Origin of the sequence: Curtobacterium subtropicum, from assembly GCF_030362975.1 — a bacterium.
GTDB lineage: Bacteria > Actinomycetota > Actinomycetes > Actinomycetales > Microbacteriaceae > Curtobacterium > Curtobacterium subtropicum.
Map to the genome: position 1 here is coordinate 54,144 of NZ_JAUCMM010000004.1, position 13,744 is coordinate 67,887.

The following is a 13,744-nucleotide window of genomic DNA, read 5'->3' on the forward strand; positions in this document are numbered from 1 at the left end:
ACGATTCCTCCGCTTCGTCAGGTGCGACTTCCCCATCGACCTGTGGTGCGGAGTCCCGGTAGCGGAACCATCGGTATCAGATTGTGATGTCCCTGCGGACACGCCCATTATGCAGCGTCCGCGCTGGGAACGCCACACCCGTCGGGCAACGGGTGGGGACGAGCTCAGTGCAGCACGGCGCCGGTGCCGTCGACCGGGTGCCGCTCCCCCGCGGTCAGGGAGACCGGGATCCGGTTCTCCTCCGGCGGGACCGGGCAGGCGTACTGGTACGAGAACGCGCACGGCGGCAGCACGAGCCACTCCCAGTCGAGGGTGACGTCGGCGGCGCCGTCCGGCTCGTCGAGGTACAGGAAGCGGCCCATCGAGTACGAGCTGCCGGGGTCGTCCTCCGGCAGCGCGCTGGTGGTGTCCTGCACGATGAGCTGCAGCCGCGGCCGGCCGTGGAACGGCGCGGACCGGGCCGCGGTCAGACGGACGGTGACCCCGTCGACGGTGGTCGTGATCGAGCCAGCGATCGGCAGGGCGTCGCCGGCGGCGTCGGTGAGGTGACCGGGTGCCTCCAGGCCGGACCGGGGTGCGTACCTGCCCGTCGTGACCCACCCCTCCGGACGCGGGGCGAAGCGGGCGATGCGAGCGAAGCGGGACACCGCGTCGGACGCCGGGTCCCAGACCCGGAGGGTCTGGCCGTCGGGTGTCCGGCTGTCGATCGTCCAGCCGTGCACCGTCCCGGCGAGCCCGTCGGCGAAGGCGACCGTCGAGGGCACCACCGCGGTGTCGCCGGCGACCAGCACCGTGCCGTCCACCGGGACGCCGTCGACCACGACGCCGTCCGACGCGGCGGCGGTGACGGTGAGCCCGCCCGGAGCCGGTGCCCACTGTCCCGCGACCGGCCACACCGGCTGCGGGCGGTCGACGTGCTGCGCGTTCACCAGGGCGAGCGGGCCGCGGGGGCTCCTGGCCCAGGCGTCCCGCGCGGCGACGTGCTCGGTGAGACCGGTCACGACTGCTCCTGGCGCGGGTAGATGACCTTCTGCACGATGATGATCACCGAGGCGGCGACCGGCACGGCGACCAGGGCACCGAGGACGCCGCCGATCGTGCCGCCGGCGACCGCGGCGATCACCACGAGGGCGCCGGGGACCTGCACCGCGCGGGACATGATGCGCGGGGAGATGAGGTACGCCTCGACCTGCATGTAGACGAGGTAGTAGATCGCGGCGGCCAGGGCGGTGGCCGGCGAGGCGAACAGGCAGAGCAGCGAGATGACGACCGCGGCGGCCAGGGTGCCGACCAGCGGGATGAGCGAGCCGAGGAACGCGAAGGTCGCCAGCAGCACCGGCAGCGGCGCGCCGATGACGAGCAGGAAGACCAGGCTGAGGATGCCGTTGATGAGCGCCTGGCTGATCTGCCCGACGACGTACCGACCCACCGCCTGGGTGATCTGCTCACTGACGTCGATGAAGTTCTGCCGACGGGTCGCCGGGACGAAGCGGTACGCCATCGACTTGAGGCCGCGCATCGACGCCAGGAAGTACAGCATCAGGATGATGACGATCACGGCCCCGGTCAGCCCGGACAGGATGCCGCTGCCGACCGCCAGGATGCCGCCGCCGAGGCTCAGGAGGTTGCCCGGGTCCTCGACGAAGGACTGCAGCGACTGCAGGGCGTGATCCACGTCGAACGCGCCCGCGAACTGCTGCGAGAGGTCCTGGAACCACTCCTGCCGCGAGATGTCCTGGATGATCTCCGGGAAGTTCTGGACGAGGTTCGTCGCCTGCTGGATGAGGATCGGGACGACCGCGAACACCACGCCGGCGAAGGCGGAGAGCACCCCGACCACGACGATGGTGATCGCCGCCCAGCGCGGGATGAAGCGCTCGAGGAAGGAGACCAGCGGGTCGATGCCGAGCGACAGGAAGAGCGCGACGCCGATGTAGACGAGGACCGTGCTGAGCTGCTGGACGATCACGCCGGCGAGCAGGGCGATGAGCACGCCGAGGGCGCCCATGAACCCGATGCGGAAGGCGTTGACGCGCACGCCGGTACCGACCCGGGTGGCCTCGAACGTCACGTTCGGGGTCGGTCCGTGGTCGTCGGGGGTGTCTCGTCGTCGGGGCAGGTGCACGGGCGGGCCAGCCTTTCTGGACTGCTCGGTAGGGCGGGCGGGACTTGAACCCGCGATCGTTCGGTTATGAGCCGAGTGCCTTGACCAGCTTGGCTACCGCCCCTCGTCGGGGACCGTCAGGCCACCGGCTCCCCACGATACAGCGACTCGAACGTCGCGAGCGTGCGGTTGATGTCGTGTGCCTCGATCATGGCCAGGCTGCGCTCCCGCATCGCCTGGTAGTCGGTCTCCGAGGCCTGCAGCACCTGCGCGAGCTTCGCGGCGAGGTCCTGGACGTCGCCCGGGGTGAACAGGTACCCGTTGCCGTCGATCAGGTGCGGCAGCGCCATCGAGTCCGCGGCGACGACCGGCAGCCCGGACGCCATCGCCTCGAGCGAGGAGATGCTCTGCAGCTCCGCGGTCGAGGGCATCGCGAACACGGTGCCGTTCGTCAGCGCCCGGCGCTTGGCCTCGTCCGAGACGAACCCGGCGAACCGGACGCGGTCGGTGAGCCCGAGCTCCTGCACGAGCGTCTTCAGCTTCGGGATCATCTCGCCGCCGCCGACGATGGTGAGCGTCGCGTGGAGCTCCGCCGGCAGCAGCGGGAGCGCCCGGACGAGCACGTCGAGGTTCTTCTCCGGGGCGACACGGCCGACGAAGACGATGTCGTTGCCGGTGGGCCGTCCGCTCCGTGCGGTGTAGCGCGAGGCGTCGAGACCGCAGGAGATCGCGAGTACCCGCTGTCCGGCGATGGCGTGTCGGAGGTAGTCGGCGGCCAGGACGGTCGGGGTCGTGATGGCGTCGGCGAGCCGGTAGGTCTTGGCTGCGTCGTTCCACGCGATCTTCAGGGCGATCGGCAGGGTCCGGCGGCCGAACGGCACGTACTCGAGCAGGTTCTCCGGCATGAAGTGGTTCGTCGCCACGATGCGGATGCCGCGCTCGTGGGCCTCGTGCGCGATCCCGCGCCCGATGACGATGTGCGACTGGATGTGCAGGACGTCCGGCTGCACGGCGTCGAGGATCGGCGCGGTCCACTTGCGGACGCTCCAGGGCCACACGAACCGCAGCCAGGCGTGCCACGGCCACTTGTAGGACTTGAGACGGTGCACGGTGAGCACTACCCCGCGGTGCTCCTCGTCGAAGGTGCCGTGGTGGGCGCTCGACGCGGGGGCGACGACGTGGACCTCGTGCCCGCGCTCGGCGAGGCCGACGGCGAGCTGCTCGGCGAAGGTGGCGGCGCCGTTGACGTCGGGCGGGAAGGTGTCGGCCGCGATCATGACGCGCAGCGGTCGGGACCCGCCCGTCGCACCCGTCGGCTCGGCGGTGGCGGTGGTGGCGTCCTCTGACACGGCTGGCATCGTCCTCTCGTGGGCGGTTGCTGGTCGGGCCTCGACGGTACCGCACGGTCCCGAGCGCACGCGTCAGCCTCGCGGACGACCGCCGGAGCCGACGAGACGCCGACCGCGAGCCGACCGGACGCCGCCCACGCACCGACCGGACGCCGCCCACGCACCGACCGGACGCCGCCCACGCACCGACCCACCGCCGACCGCGCGCCCCGACCGCGTGCGCCGTCAGCGCCGCGTCTCGGGGTGGTGCTTCGCGAGCAGGAACACCCCGGCGATGGCGATGACCGCGGCGACCAGGAACCCGACCACCGCGATCCACGGCGCCCCTGCCGCCTCGCCGAGCACGATGACACCGATCCCCACCGCCACGATCGGGTCGATGACCGTGAGCCCGGCGATCACCAGGTCGGCCGACCCGCTCGAGTACGCGTTCTGCACGAAGTACCCGCCGAGCGCGGCCGCCACGACGACCCCGACGATCGCGATCGCGGTCAACCAGTCGAACGTGCCGTGCAGGAAGCGGTTCAGGACCACCTTCGCCAACGTCGCGACGAACCCGTAGAGCACCCCCGCCCCGACGATGTAGTACATGGCGCTCGCCCGCTTCGCCGCGAACCGGAACGACAGGAGCACGGCCACGAGCACGACCGCCAGGACCACCAAGATCGTGACGAGCTGCTGGTGCGTGATCGCGCTCTCGCGACCGACCACCGCGGCGATGCCGACGAAGATGCCCACGCCGATGATGCAGGTCCAGACGGCTCGACGGGCCTGCTGCCCGAGCGGGACGCCCGACGAACGCGACGAGAACCACGTGGTGATGACGAGCGCGACGGCGCCGAGCGGCTGCACGACGATGAGCGGGGCGTTGGTGATGCTGATGAGCTGGAGCACGACCGCGAGCCCGAGCATGAGCGTGCCGAGGACCCACCAGCCGCTGCCGAGCAGGCCGAGGACGTGCCGCACCGACAGACCCTTCGACTGCCGACCGAGCCGGGCCTCGACGCGCTGCACCCCGCGGCTCTGGAACTGCGCCCCGAGTGACAGGAAGACGGCGCCGACGAGCGCGACGGGGATCATCAGGGCCTGGAACGGCGTCAGGTTGACCGCGTCCGGGATCGGGAGGTCCGTCGTCACGCGATGAGGCTACCGGTCCTGGCCGGATAACCTGGGTGAATGCCCGTCCTCCCCATCCGCATCACCGGCGAACCCGTCCTCCACGAGCGCGCGACCGAGGTCACCGCGTTCGACGACGACCTCCGTTCCCTGGTGCAGGACATGTACGAGACGATGGACCTCGCCCCCGGGGTCGGCCTCGCGGGCCCGCAGGTGGGGGTCGGCAAGCGCCTGTTCGTGTACTCGTGGACCGACGACGACGAGGTCCTGCACCGCGGTGTCGCCGTGAACCCGGTGCTCTGGACCACCCCGCCCGTGCCGGAGTCGGTCGAGGAGCTCGACGAGGACGAGGAGTCCGAGGGCTGCCTCTCGATCCCGGGCGAGCGCTTCCCGCTCCGCCGCGCCGAGGGCGTCCTGCTCCGCGCGGTCGACGAGCACGGCGAGCCGTTCGAGATCGAGGCGCACGGCTGGCTCGCCCGCGTCTTCCAGCACGAGTACGACCACCTCGACGGCACCCTGTACGCGGACCGGCTCGTGCACCCGTACGGCAAGCAGGTCGCGAAGGCGATCCGCAAGAACAGCTGGGGTGGGCCGGGCAGGTCGTGGCTGCCCGGTCGCGACCACCCCGAGGGCTGACGGAACGGCGTTCCGCGCACGGAGCCGCGTCCCGCGCACGAGGCCCCGCCGAGGACGGTGGCCGCCCTGGAGGCGCGGCTCAGCCCCGGTAGACCGACAACGCGTCCTGCAGACGGGCGCGGTCCGGGTGCCCGGGGCAGTACGCGACGAGCCCGGCTGCCAGGTCGGCCTGCTCCGGCGTCGAGACGACGTCCCGCCACGGCGACGCCCCGCGCTCCGCGCAGGTCGCGGCGAGCTCCTCGAGCGTCGCGGCGCCGTCGGTCGCCCGCACGGCGGCACGCTGCTGCGCGGACATCTCCGTGCCGGTGATGCGCTCGGCGCGGCAGTCGGTGCGCTCGGCCTCCCACACGGCGGCGTAGGTGGTGTAGGTCTCGGCCGTGCCGTCGGGATCGTCGCTCGGTTCATCGCCCGAGTCGGTGCTGCCGTCCGCGGCGCCGCTGCACACGAACGCGAAGACGATCGGGGCGCTGCCCGTCGCCGAGACCTCGGACCGGGAGGCGGTGTCGAACGAGTCCTCCGGCTCGGGCTGCCCCGTGGTACAGGCGGTCAGCCCCGCCGCTCCGAGGACGACGACCACCGCGGCGAGGGCTCGGCGGACGGTGATCACCTGTGAACGCTAACAGCTTCCGCCCGCACGGCGCCTGCGAGCCAGCCGGAACCCGATCGGGCGTCCGACGCCGAGGGAGCCGCGTCGACAACGCAAGCGGCCCCCACCCGGAGGGTGAGGGCCGTTCTGCTCCCCGAGTTGGACTCGAACCAACAACCTGCCGGTTAACAGCCGGCTGCTCTGCCAATTGAGCTATCGAGGATCACTGTCCGCTGGCGAATGTCTTGCGAACAACGGGTAACAGCATAGCAGCACCCCGAGCCCGCTCCGCGCATCGGCCGCGCATCCCGGGCGTGCCGCGCCGACGCCCCGCCGGCGAACCCGCGCGCGGGCGCCGCTCAGTACCCGGCGGCCGGGTCCACGACGCCGACGAACCCGTCGCCGGATCCGCCGAGGAACGCCCTGGCGTTGGTGCGGACGCGCTCGGCCAGCAGCGGCGCCACCATGTCCGGGGTGTCCGCCTGGTGCGGCGTGACGATCGCGCCCGGCTCGTCCCACAGCGGGTGACCGTCCGGCAGCGGCTCCGGGTCGGTCACGTCGAGCCCCGCGGCGGCGATCGTGCCGTCGCGGAGTGCCGCGACGAGTGCGTCGGTGTCGACCAGTCCCCCGCGCGCGATGTTCACCAGGCGCGCCGAGGGCTTCATCAGTGCGAAGCGGCGTGCGTCGAACAGCTTCGCGGTGCCAGACGTCATGGCCGCCGCGACGACGACCACGTCCGCGTCGGGCAGGACCTCGTCGAGCTCCGCGGTCGTGACGGTGCGGTCGGCGCCCGGCACCGGGTCGGCGGAGCGGCGCACGACGGTGACGGAGACCTCGAACGGTGCGACGAGCCGGAGGTACTCGAGCGCGATCCCGCCGGCGCCGATGACGACGACGTTCCGCCCGTAGAGCGACACGCCCTCGGGCTCGGTCGCCCAGGAGGTCGCACGAGCGCGCTGCTGCAGCACCCGCAGCGTCGCGAGCGTCAGCGCGAGGGCGTGCTCGGCCACCGGCTCGGCGTACGCACCCTTGGCCGACGTGAAGAGGACCCGGTCCCCGTGCTCCTGGATCAGGTGCGCGAACGCGTCGACCCCGGCGAACGGCAGCTGGACCCAGCCGACACCGGGGGCCTCGGCCAGCGCGGCCTCGAGCCCGTCGGGGTCGCGCGCGTCGAGCCAGACGATCCCCCGCGTGTCCGCGCCGAGGTCGCCGACCGTCCCGCCGGCGTCCCGCACCGCGTCCGCGTGCAGGTCGGCCGCCGTCGGCAGGATCGCGACGGGCCCGGCCTCGGGCGGGTCGACGGGCAGCGGTGCGCCCGCGTCCGTGACGACCGCGCGGTGCCCTCGACTGCTCGCCGTGTCCGGTGCGCTGGTGGTGCTCATGCGTTCTCCTGACGCTCGGTGCGGGGGCCGGTACCGGCGCCGACCGGACGACGGGGTGCGGACGAGCGGCGCGGTGCGCCGGTGGCGGGGGTGCGGCGCTTCACGGGGCGCGAGGCCGTCGCGGCGAGCGTCTGGACGTAGGGATCGACGGGGTTGTCGAGGACCTCGTCGAAGGTGCCGAGACCGACGAGACGGCTCTCGGCGAGCACGCCGACGCGGTCCGCGAGGGCCCGGGCCTCACGGAGGTCACTCGACACCACGACGGCCGAGAACTGCCGGCCGCGCTGCAGGTTGGTCAGCGCCTCGAGCACCGACTGGCGGACCAGGACGTCGACGCCGCGAGCGGGTTCATCGGCGACGAGGAGCTGCGGCTCCAGGATCAGGGCTCGAGCGAGAGCGACGCGCTGCCGCTGGCCGCTCGAGAGCTCCCACGTGTTGAGCCGCATGATGCCGAGGGGCAGGTGCACGGCGTCGACGAGTCGCGCGACCATGAGACCGGCTTCTCGGCGGTCGAACCGCCGGTCGCGGGCGTAGATCGGTTCGGCGATCGCCTCGCCGACGGTCAGGTCGGGGCTCAGCCGGTCGGCGGCGTCCTGCGGCAGGTAGCCGATGCGGCCGGTCAGGCGCTGCGCCTTCCGCGACGAGGGACGGAGTCCGCGGACGTGCTGCCCGAGCACGGTGAGCTCGCCGCCGACGATCTGGCGGCGGTGCGCTCCCTCGCCCTCGCCGGTCGCGCCGAGCTGGCCGGCGATCGCGGCGGCGAAGGTGCTCTTGCCGGACCCGGACTCCCCGATGAGCGCGAGGATCTCGCCCTGGCGGACGGTCAGGCTGACCCCGTCGACCGCACGGATCGACTCCGAGCCACGGACGCCCCGGTACTCGATCGAGACGTCGTCTGCGACGACCGCCGGGCCGTTCACCGCGATCATGGGTCCCCTTCCGCGCCGCCCCCTGGCGGCGGTGTCGCGACGGACCGGTGTCTCGTCGTCGGTGGTGCCGTGGAGGTGACCGGCCGGGAGGCGCGACGTGCGTCGCCGACGCAGGTCGCGCCTCCAGGCCGGTCGCGTCGGGTCAGGACCCGGCGTTCTCCAGTTCCACCAGCGTACGCCGTCGCTCGGCCTGTTCCGCCGGGTCCGGGACGGGCAGCGACGCGAGCAGGCGCTGCGTGTACGGGTGCTGCGGCGCGCCGAGGACCTCGGCCGTGGTGCCCGTCTCGACCAGGTCGCCGCGGTAGAGCACCGCGATGCGGTCGGACAGCGCACCGACGACGGCGAGGTCGTGGCTGATGAACAGCGACGCGAACCCGAGGTCCTGCTGCAGCTCGAGGAAGAGCTCCAGCACGCGGGCCTGCACCGACACGTCGAGCGCACTGGTCGGCTCGTCCGCGATGAGCAGCTTCGGCCGGAGGGCGATCGAGCGGGCGAGCGACGCACGCTGCCGCTGACCACCCGACAGCTCGTGCGGGTAGCGGTCGCCGTACGACGCCGGCAGCTGCACCATCTCGAGCAGCTCGCCGACACGCTTCCGGGCGGCCCGCGGGTTCGACACCTCGCCGTGCACGACGAGCGGCTCGGCGACGCACTCGGCGATCGTCAGCAGCGGGTTGAACGAGGTCGCCGGGTCCTGGAAGACGAACCCGATGTCCTTGCGGTGCCGCTTGAAGTCCCGCTCGCGGTACCCGAGCATCTCGGTGCCGAGGACGTCCAGCGACCCGCCGGTGATGCGCGTGAGACCCGCGATCGCCCGACCGATGGTGGTCTTGCCGGAGCCCGACTCCCCCACCAGCCCGAGGACCTCGCCCGGACGGATGTCGAGGTCGACGCCCTTCACGGCCTTGAACGCATGGGCGCCGAGGCGACCGGGGTACTCGATCTCGAGCCCCTTCGCGCTGACGAGCGGTTCGACGTCGGTCGCGACCGCGGCGCGGCGGGCGGCTCCGGTCGACGCCTCGAGCCGGGGCACCGCGGCGAGCAGGCGCTTCGTGTAGTCGGCCTGCGGGGCGGCGAAGAGCTGCGCGACCGGCGCTTCCTCGACCACCTCACCCTGGTACATCACGGCGACCCGGTCCGCCAGGTCGGCCACCACGCCCATGTTGTGCGTGATGATGACGATCGCCGCACCGAACTCGTCGCGGCACCGGCGCAGCAGGTCGAGGATCTCCGCCTGCACCGTCACGTCGAGGGCCGTGGTCGGCTCGTCGGCGATGATGACGCTCGGTTCGAGGGCGAGCGCGCTCGCGATGACCACGCGCTGCTTCTGACCGCCGGAGAACTGGTGCGGGTAGTGGTCGACGCGTGTCTCCGGATCGGGGATGCCGACTCGGCGCAGGTAGTCGATCGCCTTCGCGCGGGCCTCCTTCTTCGAGACGCCGCCGTGCGCGCGGAGCCCCTCGGCGATCTGCCACCCGACGGTGAAGACTGGGTTGAGCGCGGTCGACGGTTCCTGGAAGACCATCGCACCGGCGGTCCCGCGGAGCTCGCGGAGCTTCGCCGCGCCGACGCTGACGACGTCGGTGCCGTCGAGGTACACCGCGCCGCCGAGGGTCGCCGTCTCGGGCATCAGACGGAGCATGCTCCGCGCCGTGACGGACTTGCCGGAGCCGGACTCGCCGACCAGGGCGAGGACCTCGCCCGGACGGACGTCGAGGCTGACGCCCTTGACCGCGTCGACCGCACCGTTGTCGGTGGCGAACGTGACGGTCAGGTCGTCCACGACCGCGACCGGCCGGCCCTGCTGGTCGTTCGTTGCGTCGGTCATGCCGTCGCCCCTTCCGTGCTGGCGGCCTGCTTGCGGGACACCAGCTGCTTCAGCCGCCGACGCGCACGGAGGCGCGGGTCGGAGATGTCGTTCAGGCTCTCACCGATGAAGGTCACACCGAGCACGAGCACCACGATGGCGACACCCGGGAAGACACCCGTCCACCACACGCCCGAGGCGACGTCCGACAGCGCACGGCTGAGGTCGTAACCCCACTCGGCGCCGCTGGTCGGACCGATGCCGAAGCCGAGGAAGCCCAGGCCGGCGAGGGTCAGGATCGCGTCGCTGGCGTTGAGCGTCAGGATGAGCGGCAGGCTGCGGGTGGAGTTGCGGAGCACGTGCCGGGTCATGATGCGCCAGGGGTTCGTGCCGATGACCCGGGCGGACTCGACGAACGCCTCGTTCTTCAGGCGGACGGCCTCGGCGCGGACGACCCGGAAGTACTGCGGGACGTAGACGACCGTGATCGAGATCGCCGCCGCGATGATGCCACCGGAGTAGCTCGAGTTGCCGCCCGAGATGACGATGGAGACGACGATCGCGAGCAGCAGCGACGGGAACGCGTAGATCGCGTCCGCGACCACGACGAGGATCCGGTCGAGCCACCCCCCGATGTACCCGGACACCATGCCGAGGATCACGCCGATGGTGATCGACACGACCACGGCGACGATGACGACGAGGACCGCGGTGCGGGCGCCGAACACGACGCGGCTGAAGACGTCGAAGCCGCCCACCGTCGTGCCCCAGATGTGCTCGGGGCTCGGCGGCGAGGTGCGCGGGAAGCCCTGGCCGTCGGCACCCTGCAGCTGGCCGAAGCCGTACGGGGCGATGAGCGGCGCGGCGATCGCGACGACGAGGTACAGGGCGCAGATGACCACGCCGGTGATGAGCATGGCGCGCTGCCAGCCGGTGCTCCTGCGGAGCTGGACCACCACGGGGAGCCGCTTCCAGAGCGGCTCGTGGCGGTCGACGAGCGAGGTGTCGGCCATCGCTAGAACCTCACTCTCGGGTCGATCAGCGCCGCGACGACGTCGACGATGAAGTTCGTCACCGCGACGATCACCGCGAGCATCGCGACGATGCCCTGGACCGCGACGAAGTCGCGGGCCGACAGGTACTGGTTGAGCTCGAAGCCGAGCCCGCGCCACCCGAAGGTGGTCTCGGTGAGGACGGACCCGCCGAGCAGCATGGCGATCTGCAGACCCATCACGGTGATGATCGGGACCAGCGCCGGACGGAAGGCGTGGGTCCGGACGAGCCGCGCCTCCCGGACGCCCCGCGAGCGCGCCGCGTCGACGTACTCGGAGCCGAGCGAACCGATCATGTTGGCGCGCACCAGCCGCAGGAAGATGCCGGCGGTGAGCAGGCCGAGCGTCAGCGCGGGCAGGACGGCGTGCGACAGCACGTCGCCGATCACCTGCGCGTTGCCGGTGCGGAGCGCGTCGATGATGTAGATGCCGGACGCGCCGGGGATGTTGTCGAGGATGAGCGAGACCCGGGTCGACGCACGGTCGCCGAGCGGGAGCCAGCCGAGCCAGACCGAGAAGACGAGCTTGAGGAGCAGACCGCCGAAGAACACCGGGGTCGCGTACGTCAGGATCGCGAGGGCACGGAAGAGGACGTCGGGCCACTTGTCGCGGAGGTACGCGGCGAGCATGCCGAGCGGGATGCCGAGCACGAGCGCGACGATGAGCGCGTAGAAGACGAGCTCGGCGGTCGCACCGCCGTACGTGACGATGACCTCGGTGATCGGCCGGTTGTCGGTCGACGTCGTGCCGAAGTCACCGCGGACGATGTTGCCGAGGTACTCGAGGTACTGGACGATCACCGGGCGGTCGTACCCGGCGGCGTGCAGGCGCTCCTGCAGCTGCGTCGGGGTGAGTCGGCCGCCGACCGAGGCCGTGATCGGGTTCCCGATGACGCGCATCAGGAAGAAGACGAGCGTCACCAGGATGAACACCGTCGGGAAGATGAGGAGGAAGCGGACCAGGATGTACCGGCCGAGTCCGCCGCCCTGCCCACGGGCACGTCGCTGTGCCTGGGGCTTGGTGGGGTCGGTGGCCAGTTCCGGTGTCGCCTCGGGGGTGCTGAGGGTCACGGGGACGGGTGCCTTTCGGTGCCGTTCGGGACGCGGTCACGGGGGCGCTCCTCCTGGGAACGCCCCCGTGGGCCGACGTCGGTGTTACTTGGAGAGGGTGGCGTAGCGGAACTTGTACGAGGAGTCGAGGGTCAGGCCCTTGACGTCCTTGCCCGCGACCGCCACGGACTTGCCCTGCAGGAGCGGCAGCGTCGAGATCTGCGTGGCCTCGCGCTCCTGCGCCTGCTCGATGAGCTCGGCGCGCTTGTCCTTGTCGGACTCCTGCTGCTCCTCGGAGATGAGCTGCTGGATCTCCGGGTCGTCGTAGTGGTTCTGCACGAAGTTGTCCTTCGTGAAGAACGGCGACAGGTAGTTGTCGGCGTCCGAGAAGTCCGGGAACCAACCGAGCTGGTACACCGGGTAGGCGTCCTTCGTGCGCTCCTGCGCGTAGGTCGTGTAGACCGTCGACTGGATGTTCACGGTGAACAGGCCCGAGTTCTCGAGCTGCGTCTTGAGCTCGGCGTACTCGTCGTCCGAGGTCGAGCCGTAGTGGTCCGGCGCGTACTGGATGTCGAGCTGCACCTTGCCGCTGACGCCCGCCTTCGACAGGGTCTCCTTCGCCTTGTCGACGTCGGGGCCGCCGCTGCCGTTGCCGTAGAGCTCCTCGAAGGGCTTCGCGGCACCGGTCAGGCCGTCCGGCACCATCGAGTAGAGCGGCGAGTACGTGTTGTTGTACACGTCCTTCGCGAGCTTCTCGCGGTCGACGACGTCCGCGACTGCCTGGCGGACGGCCAGGGCCTTCGCCTGGTCCGCGTCGGACTGGCTCGCGCCGAACGGCTGCGTGTTGAAGTTGAAGACCAGGTAGCGGATCTCGCCGCCGGGGCCGTCGGTGACCTTCACCGAGTCGTCCTTGCGCAGGTCCGCGATGTCGGTCGGCGTCAGCGAGCGGTACGCCACGTCGACGTCGCCCTTCTGCACGGCGAGCTTGAGGTCGGTCTCCTTGGTGTAGTAGCTGGCGGTGACCTCGTCGGTCTTCGCCTTGCCGAGGAGCCCGTCGTAGTTCGGGTTGGCCTTGTACTGGATCGTGTCGTTCTCCTTGTACGAGGTGATCTCGTACTGCCCGGCGAACGCGTTGCCCTTGACGATGTCCGCCGCCGGCGTGAGCTCGTCGGCCGAGAACACCTGCTCGTCGACGATCGGACCGGCGGGGCTCGAGAGCACCTGCGGCCAGGTCTGGTCGGCGTGGTCGAGGTTGAACACGACCGTGGTGTCGTCCGGGGTGTCGATGCTCTTGAGGTTGGCGAGCAGGGACTGCGGGCCGTTCTCGTTGTTGATCTTCAGCTCGCGCTCGAACGAGAACTTCACGTCGCTCGAGGTCAGGTCGTGCCCGTTGGCGAACTTCAGCCCGCTCTTGAGCTTCACCGTGTACGTCGTGTCGTTCGTGAACTCACCGCTCTCGGCGATGTCCGGCTTGACGTCCGGGCTGCCCACCGGGGTGTTCATCAGGAACGGGAACACCTGGTTCTGCACGGCGAACGAGCCGTTGTCGTACGAGCCGGCCGGGTCGAGGGACGTGACCTTGTCCGTCGTCCCGATGCTCAGGCCGTTCAGTTCGGTGTCGGAGACGCTGCTGCTCGCGCAGCCGGTCAGCACCAGCGCCGTCGCTGCCACTCCGGCGCCGAGCGCGATGCCGCGCCTGCCCCACTTGTTCACGGATGCCATGTCCGCTCTCTC

General features: G+C 71.2%; 12 protein-coding genes and 2 tRNA genes. 1 reads left to right on the forward strand and 13 read right to left on the reverse strand.

Going from position 1 to position 13,744, the window contains the following annotated elements; translation table 11 throughout:
• Nucleotides 1-164: 164 nt before the first annotated feature.
• The 5 genes from QUG98_RS07725 to QUG98_RS07745 form a co-directional block, all read right to left on the reverse strand.
• Nucleotides 165-1,001: a DUF1684 domain-containing protein gene (locus QUG98_RS07725; protein WP_289469986.1), complete on the reverse strand. Its 837-nt coding sequence runs from the start codon at nt 999-1,001 to the stop codon at nt 165-167.
• Complete coding sequence (locus QUG98_RS07730) at nt 998-2,125, reverse strand: AI-2E family transporter (protein ID WP_353067835.1); 1,128 nt, start codon at nt 2,123-2,125, stop codon at nt 998-1,000. The genes QUG98_RS07725 and QUG98_RS07730 overlap by 4 nt, the downstream gene beginning before the upstream one ends.
• Nucleotides 2,126-2,154: 29 nt before the next feature.
• Nucleotides 2,155-2,228, reverse strand: a tRNA-Ile gene (locus QUG98_RS07735).
• Between the two features lie 13 nt (nt 2,229-2,241).
• Complete coding sequence (locus QUG98_RS07740) at nt 2,242-3,462, reverse strand: glycosyltransferase (RefSeq protein ID WP_353067836.1); 1,221 nt, start codon at nt 3,460-3,462, stop codon at nt 2,242-2,244.
• Nucleotides 3,463-3,678: 216 nt separating this feature from the next.
• The gene (locus QUG98_RS07745) at nt 3,679-4,590 is read right to left on the reverse strand and encodes a DMT family transporter (protein ID WP_289469987.1); all 912 of its coding nucleotides are present in this window, start codon (nt 4,588-4,590) and stop codon (nt 3,679-3,681) included.
• 39 nt (nt 4,591-4,629) lie between these two features.
• Here QUG98_RS07745 and def point away from each other — a divergent pair, with 39 nt between their 5' ends.
• Nucleotides 4,630-5,205 carry a peptide deformylase gene (gene def, locus QUG98_RS07750; protein WP_058729426.1) on the forward strand — a complete coding sequence of 192 codons (576 nt, stop codon included), beginning with the start codon at nt 4,630-4,632 and terminating at the stop codon, nt 5,203-5,205.
• A gap of 79 nt (nt 5,206-5,284) precedes the next feature.
• Here def and QUG98_RS07755 read toward each other — a convergent pair whose 3' ends face one another.
• The 8 genes from QUG98_RS07755 to QUG98_RS07790 all read right to left on the reverse strand — a co-directional run bounded on the left by QUG98_RS07755 (nt 5,285) and on the right by QUG98_RS07790 (nt 13,732).
• Nucleotides 5,285-5,812 (reverse strand): hypothetical protein, encoded by a 528-nt coding sequence (locus QUG98_RS07755; protein ID WP_289469988.1) that lies wholly within the window; start codon nt 5,810-5,812, stop codon nt 5,285-5,287.
• 129 nt (nt 5,813-5,941) lie between these two features.
• Nucleotides 5,942-6,014, reverse strand: a tRNA-Asn gene (locus tag QUG98_RS07760).
• 136 nt (nt 6,015-6,150) lie between these two features.
• On the reverse strand, nt 6,151-7,173 hold the full coding sequence (locus tag QUG98_RS07765; RefSeq protein WP_289469989.1) for a D-isomer specific 2-hydroxyacid dehydrogenase family protein: 1,023 nt from the start codon (nt 7,171-7,173) through the stop codon (nt 6,151-6,153).
• Nucleotides 7,170-8,102 carry an ATP-binding cassette domain-containing protein gene (locus QUG98_RS07770; RefSeq protein WP_289469990.1) on the reverse strand — a complete coding sequence of 311 codons (933 nt, stop codon included), beginning with the start codon at nt 8,100-8,102 and terminating at the stop codon, nt 7,170-7,172. Before QUG98_RS07770 ends, QUG98_RS07765 begins: the two co-directional genes overlap by 4 nt.
• A gap of 142 nt (nt 8,103-8,244) precedes the next feature.
• The gene (locus QUG98_RS07775; protein WP_289469991.1) at nt 8,245-9,930 is read right to left on the reverse strand and encodes an ABC transporter ATP-binding protein; all 1,686 of its coding nucleotides are present in this window, start codon (nt 9,928-9,930) and stop codon (nt 8,245-8,247) included.
• Entirely contained in the window at nt 9,927-10,922 is a 996-nt protein-coding gene (locus QUG98_RS07780) for an ABC transporter permease (RefSeq protein WP_058729423.1), read from the reverse strand. Before QUG98_RS07780 ends, QUG98_RS07775 begins: the two co-directional genes overlap by 4 nt.
• 2 nt (nt 10,923-10,924) lie before the next feature.
• On the reverse strand, nt 10,925-12,031 hold the full coding sequence (locus QUG98_RS07785) for an ABC transporter permease (RefSeq protein ID WP_434533422.1): 1,107 nt from the start codon (nt 12,029-12,031) through the stop codon (nt 10,925-10,927).
• A gap of 84 nt (nt 12,032-12,115) precedes the next feature.
• On the reverse strand, nt 12,116-13,732 hold the full coding sequence (locus tag QUG98_RS07790; protein WP_289469992.1) for an ABC transporter substrate-binding protein: 1,617 nt from the start codon (nt 13,730-13,732) through the stop codon (nt 12,116-12,118).
• Nucleotides 13,733-13,744 lie beyond the last annotated feature (12 nt).

Excerpts from the sequence above, each read along its gene's own strand:
- QUG98_RS07740 (WP_353067836.1), bottom strand. The coding sequence starts at position 3,462 with ATGCCAGCCGTGTCAGAGGACGCCACCACCGCCACCGCCGAGCCGACG.
- def (WP_058729426.1), top strand. The coding sequence starts at position 4,630 with ATGCCCGTCCTCCCCATCCGCATCACCGGCGAACCCGTCCTCCACGAG.
- QUG98_RS07765 (WP_289469989.1), bottom strand. The coding sequence starts at position 7,173 with ATGAGCACCACCAGCGCACCGGACACGGCGAGCAGTCGAGGGCACCGC.
- QUG98_RS07770 (WP_289469990.1), bottom strand. The coding sequence starts at position 8,102 with ATGATCGCGGTGAACGGCCCGGCGGTCGTCGCAGACGACGTCTCGATC.
- QUG98_RS07775 (WP_289469991.1), bottom strand. The coding sequence starts at position 9,930 with ATGACCGACGCAACGAACGACCAGCAGGGCCGGCCGGTCGCGGTCGTG.
- QUG98_RS07780 (WP_058729423.1), bottom strand. The coding sequence starts at position 10,922 with ATGGCCGACACCTCGCTCGTCGACCGCCACGAGCCGCTCTGGAAGCGG.
- QUG98_RS07790 (WP_289469992.1), bottom strand. The coding sequence starts at position 13,732 with ATGGCATCCGTGAACAAGTGGGGCAGGCGCGGCATCGCGCTCGGCGCC.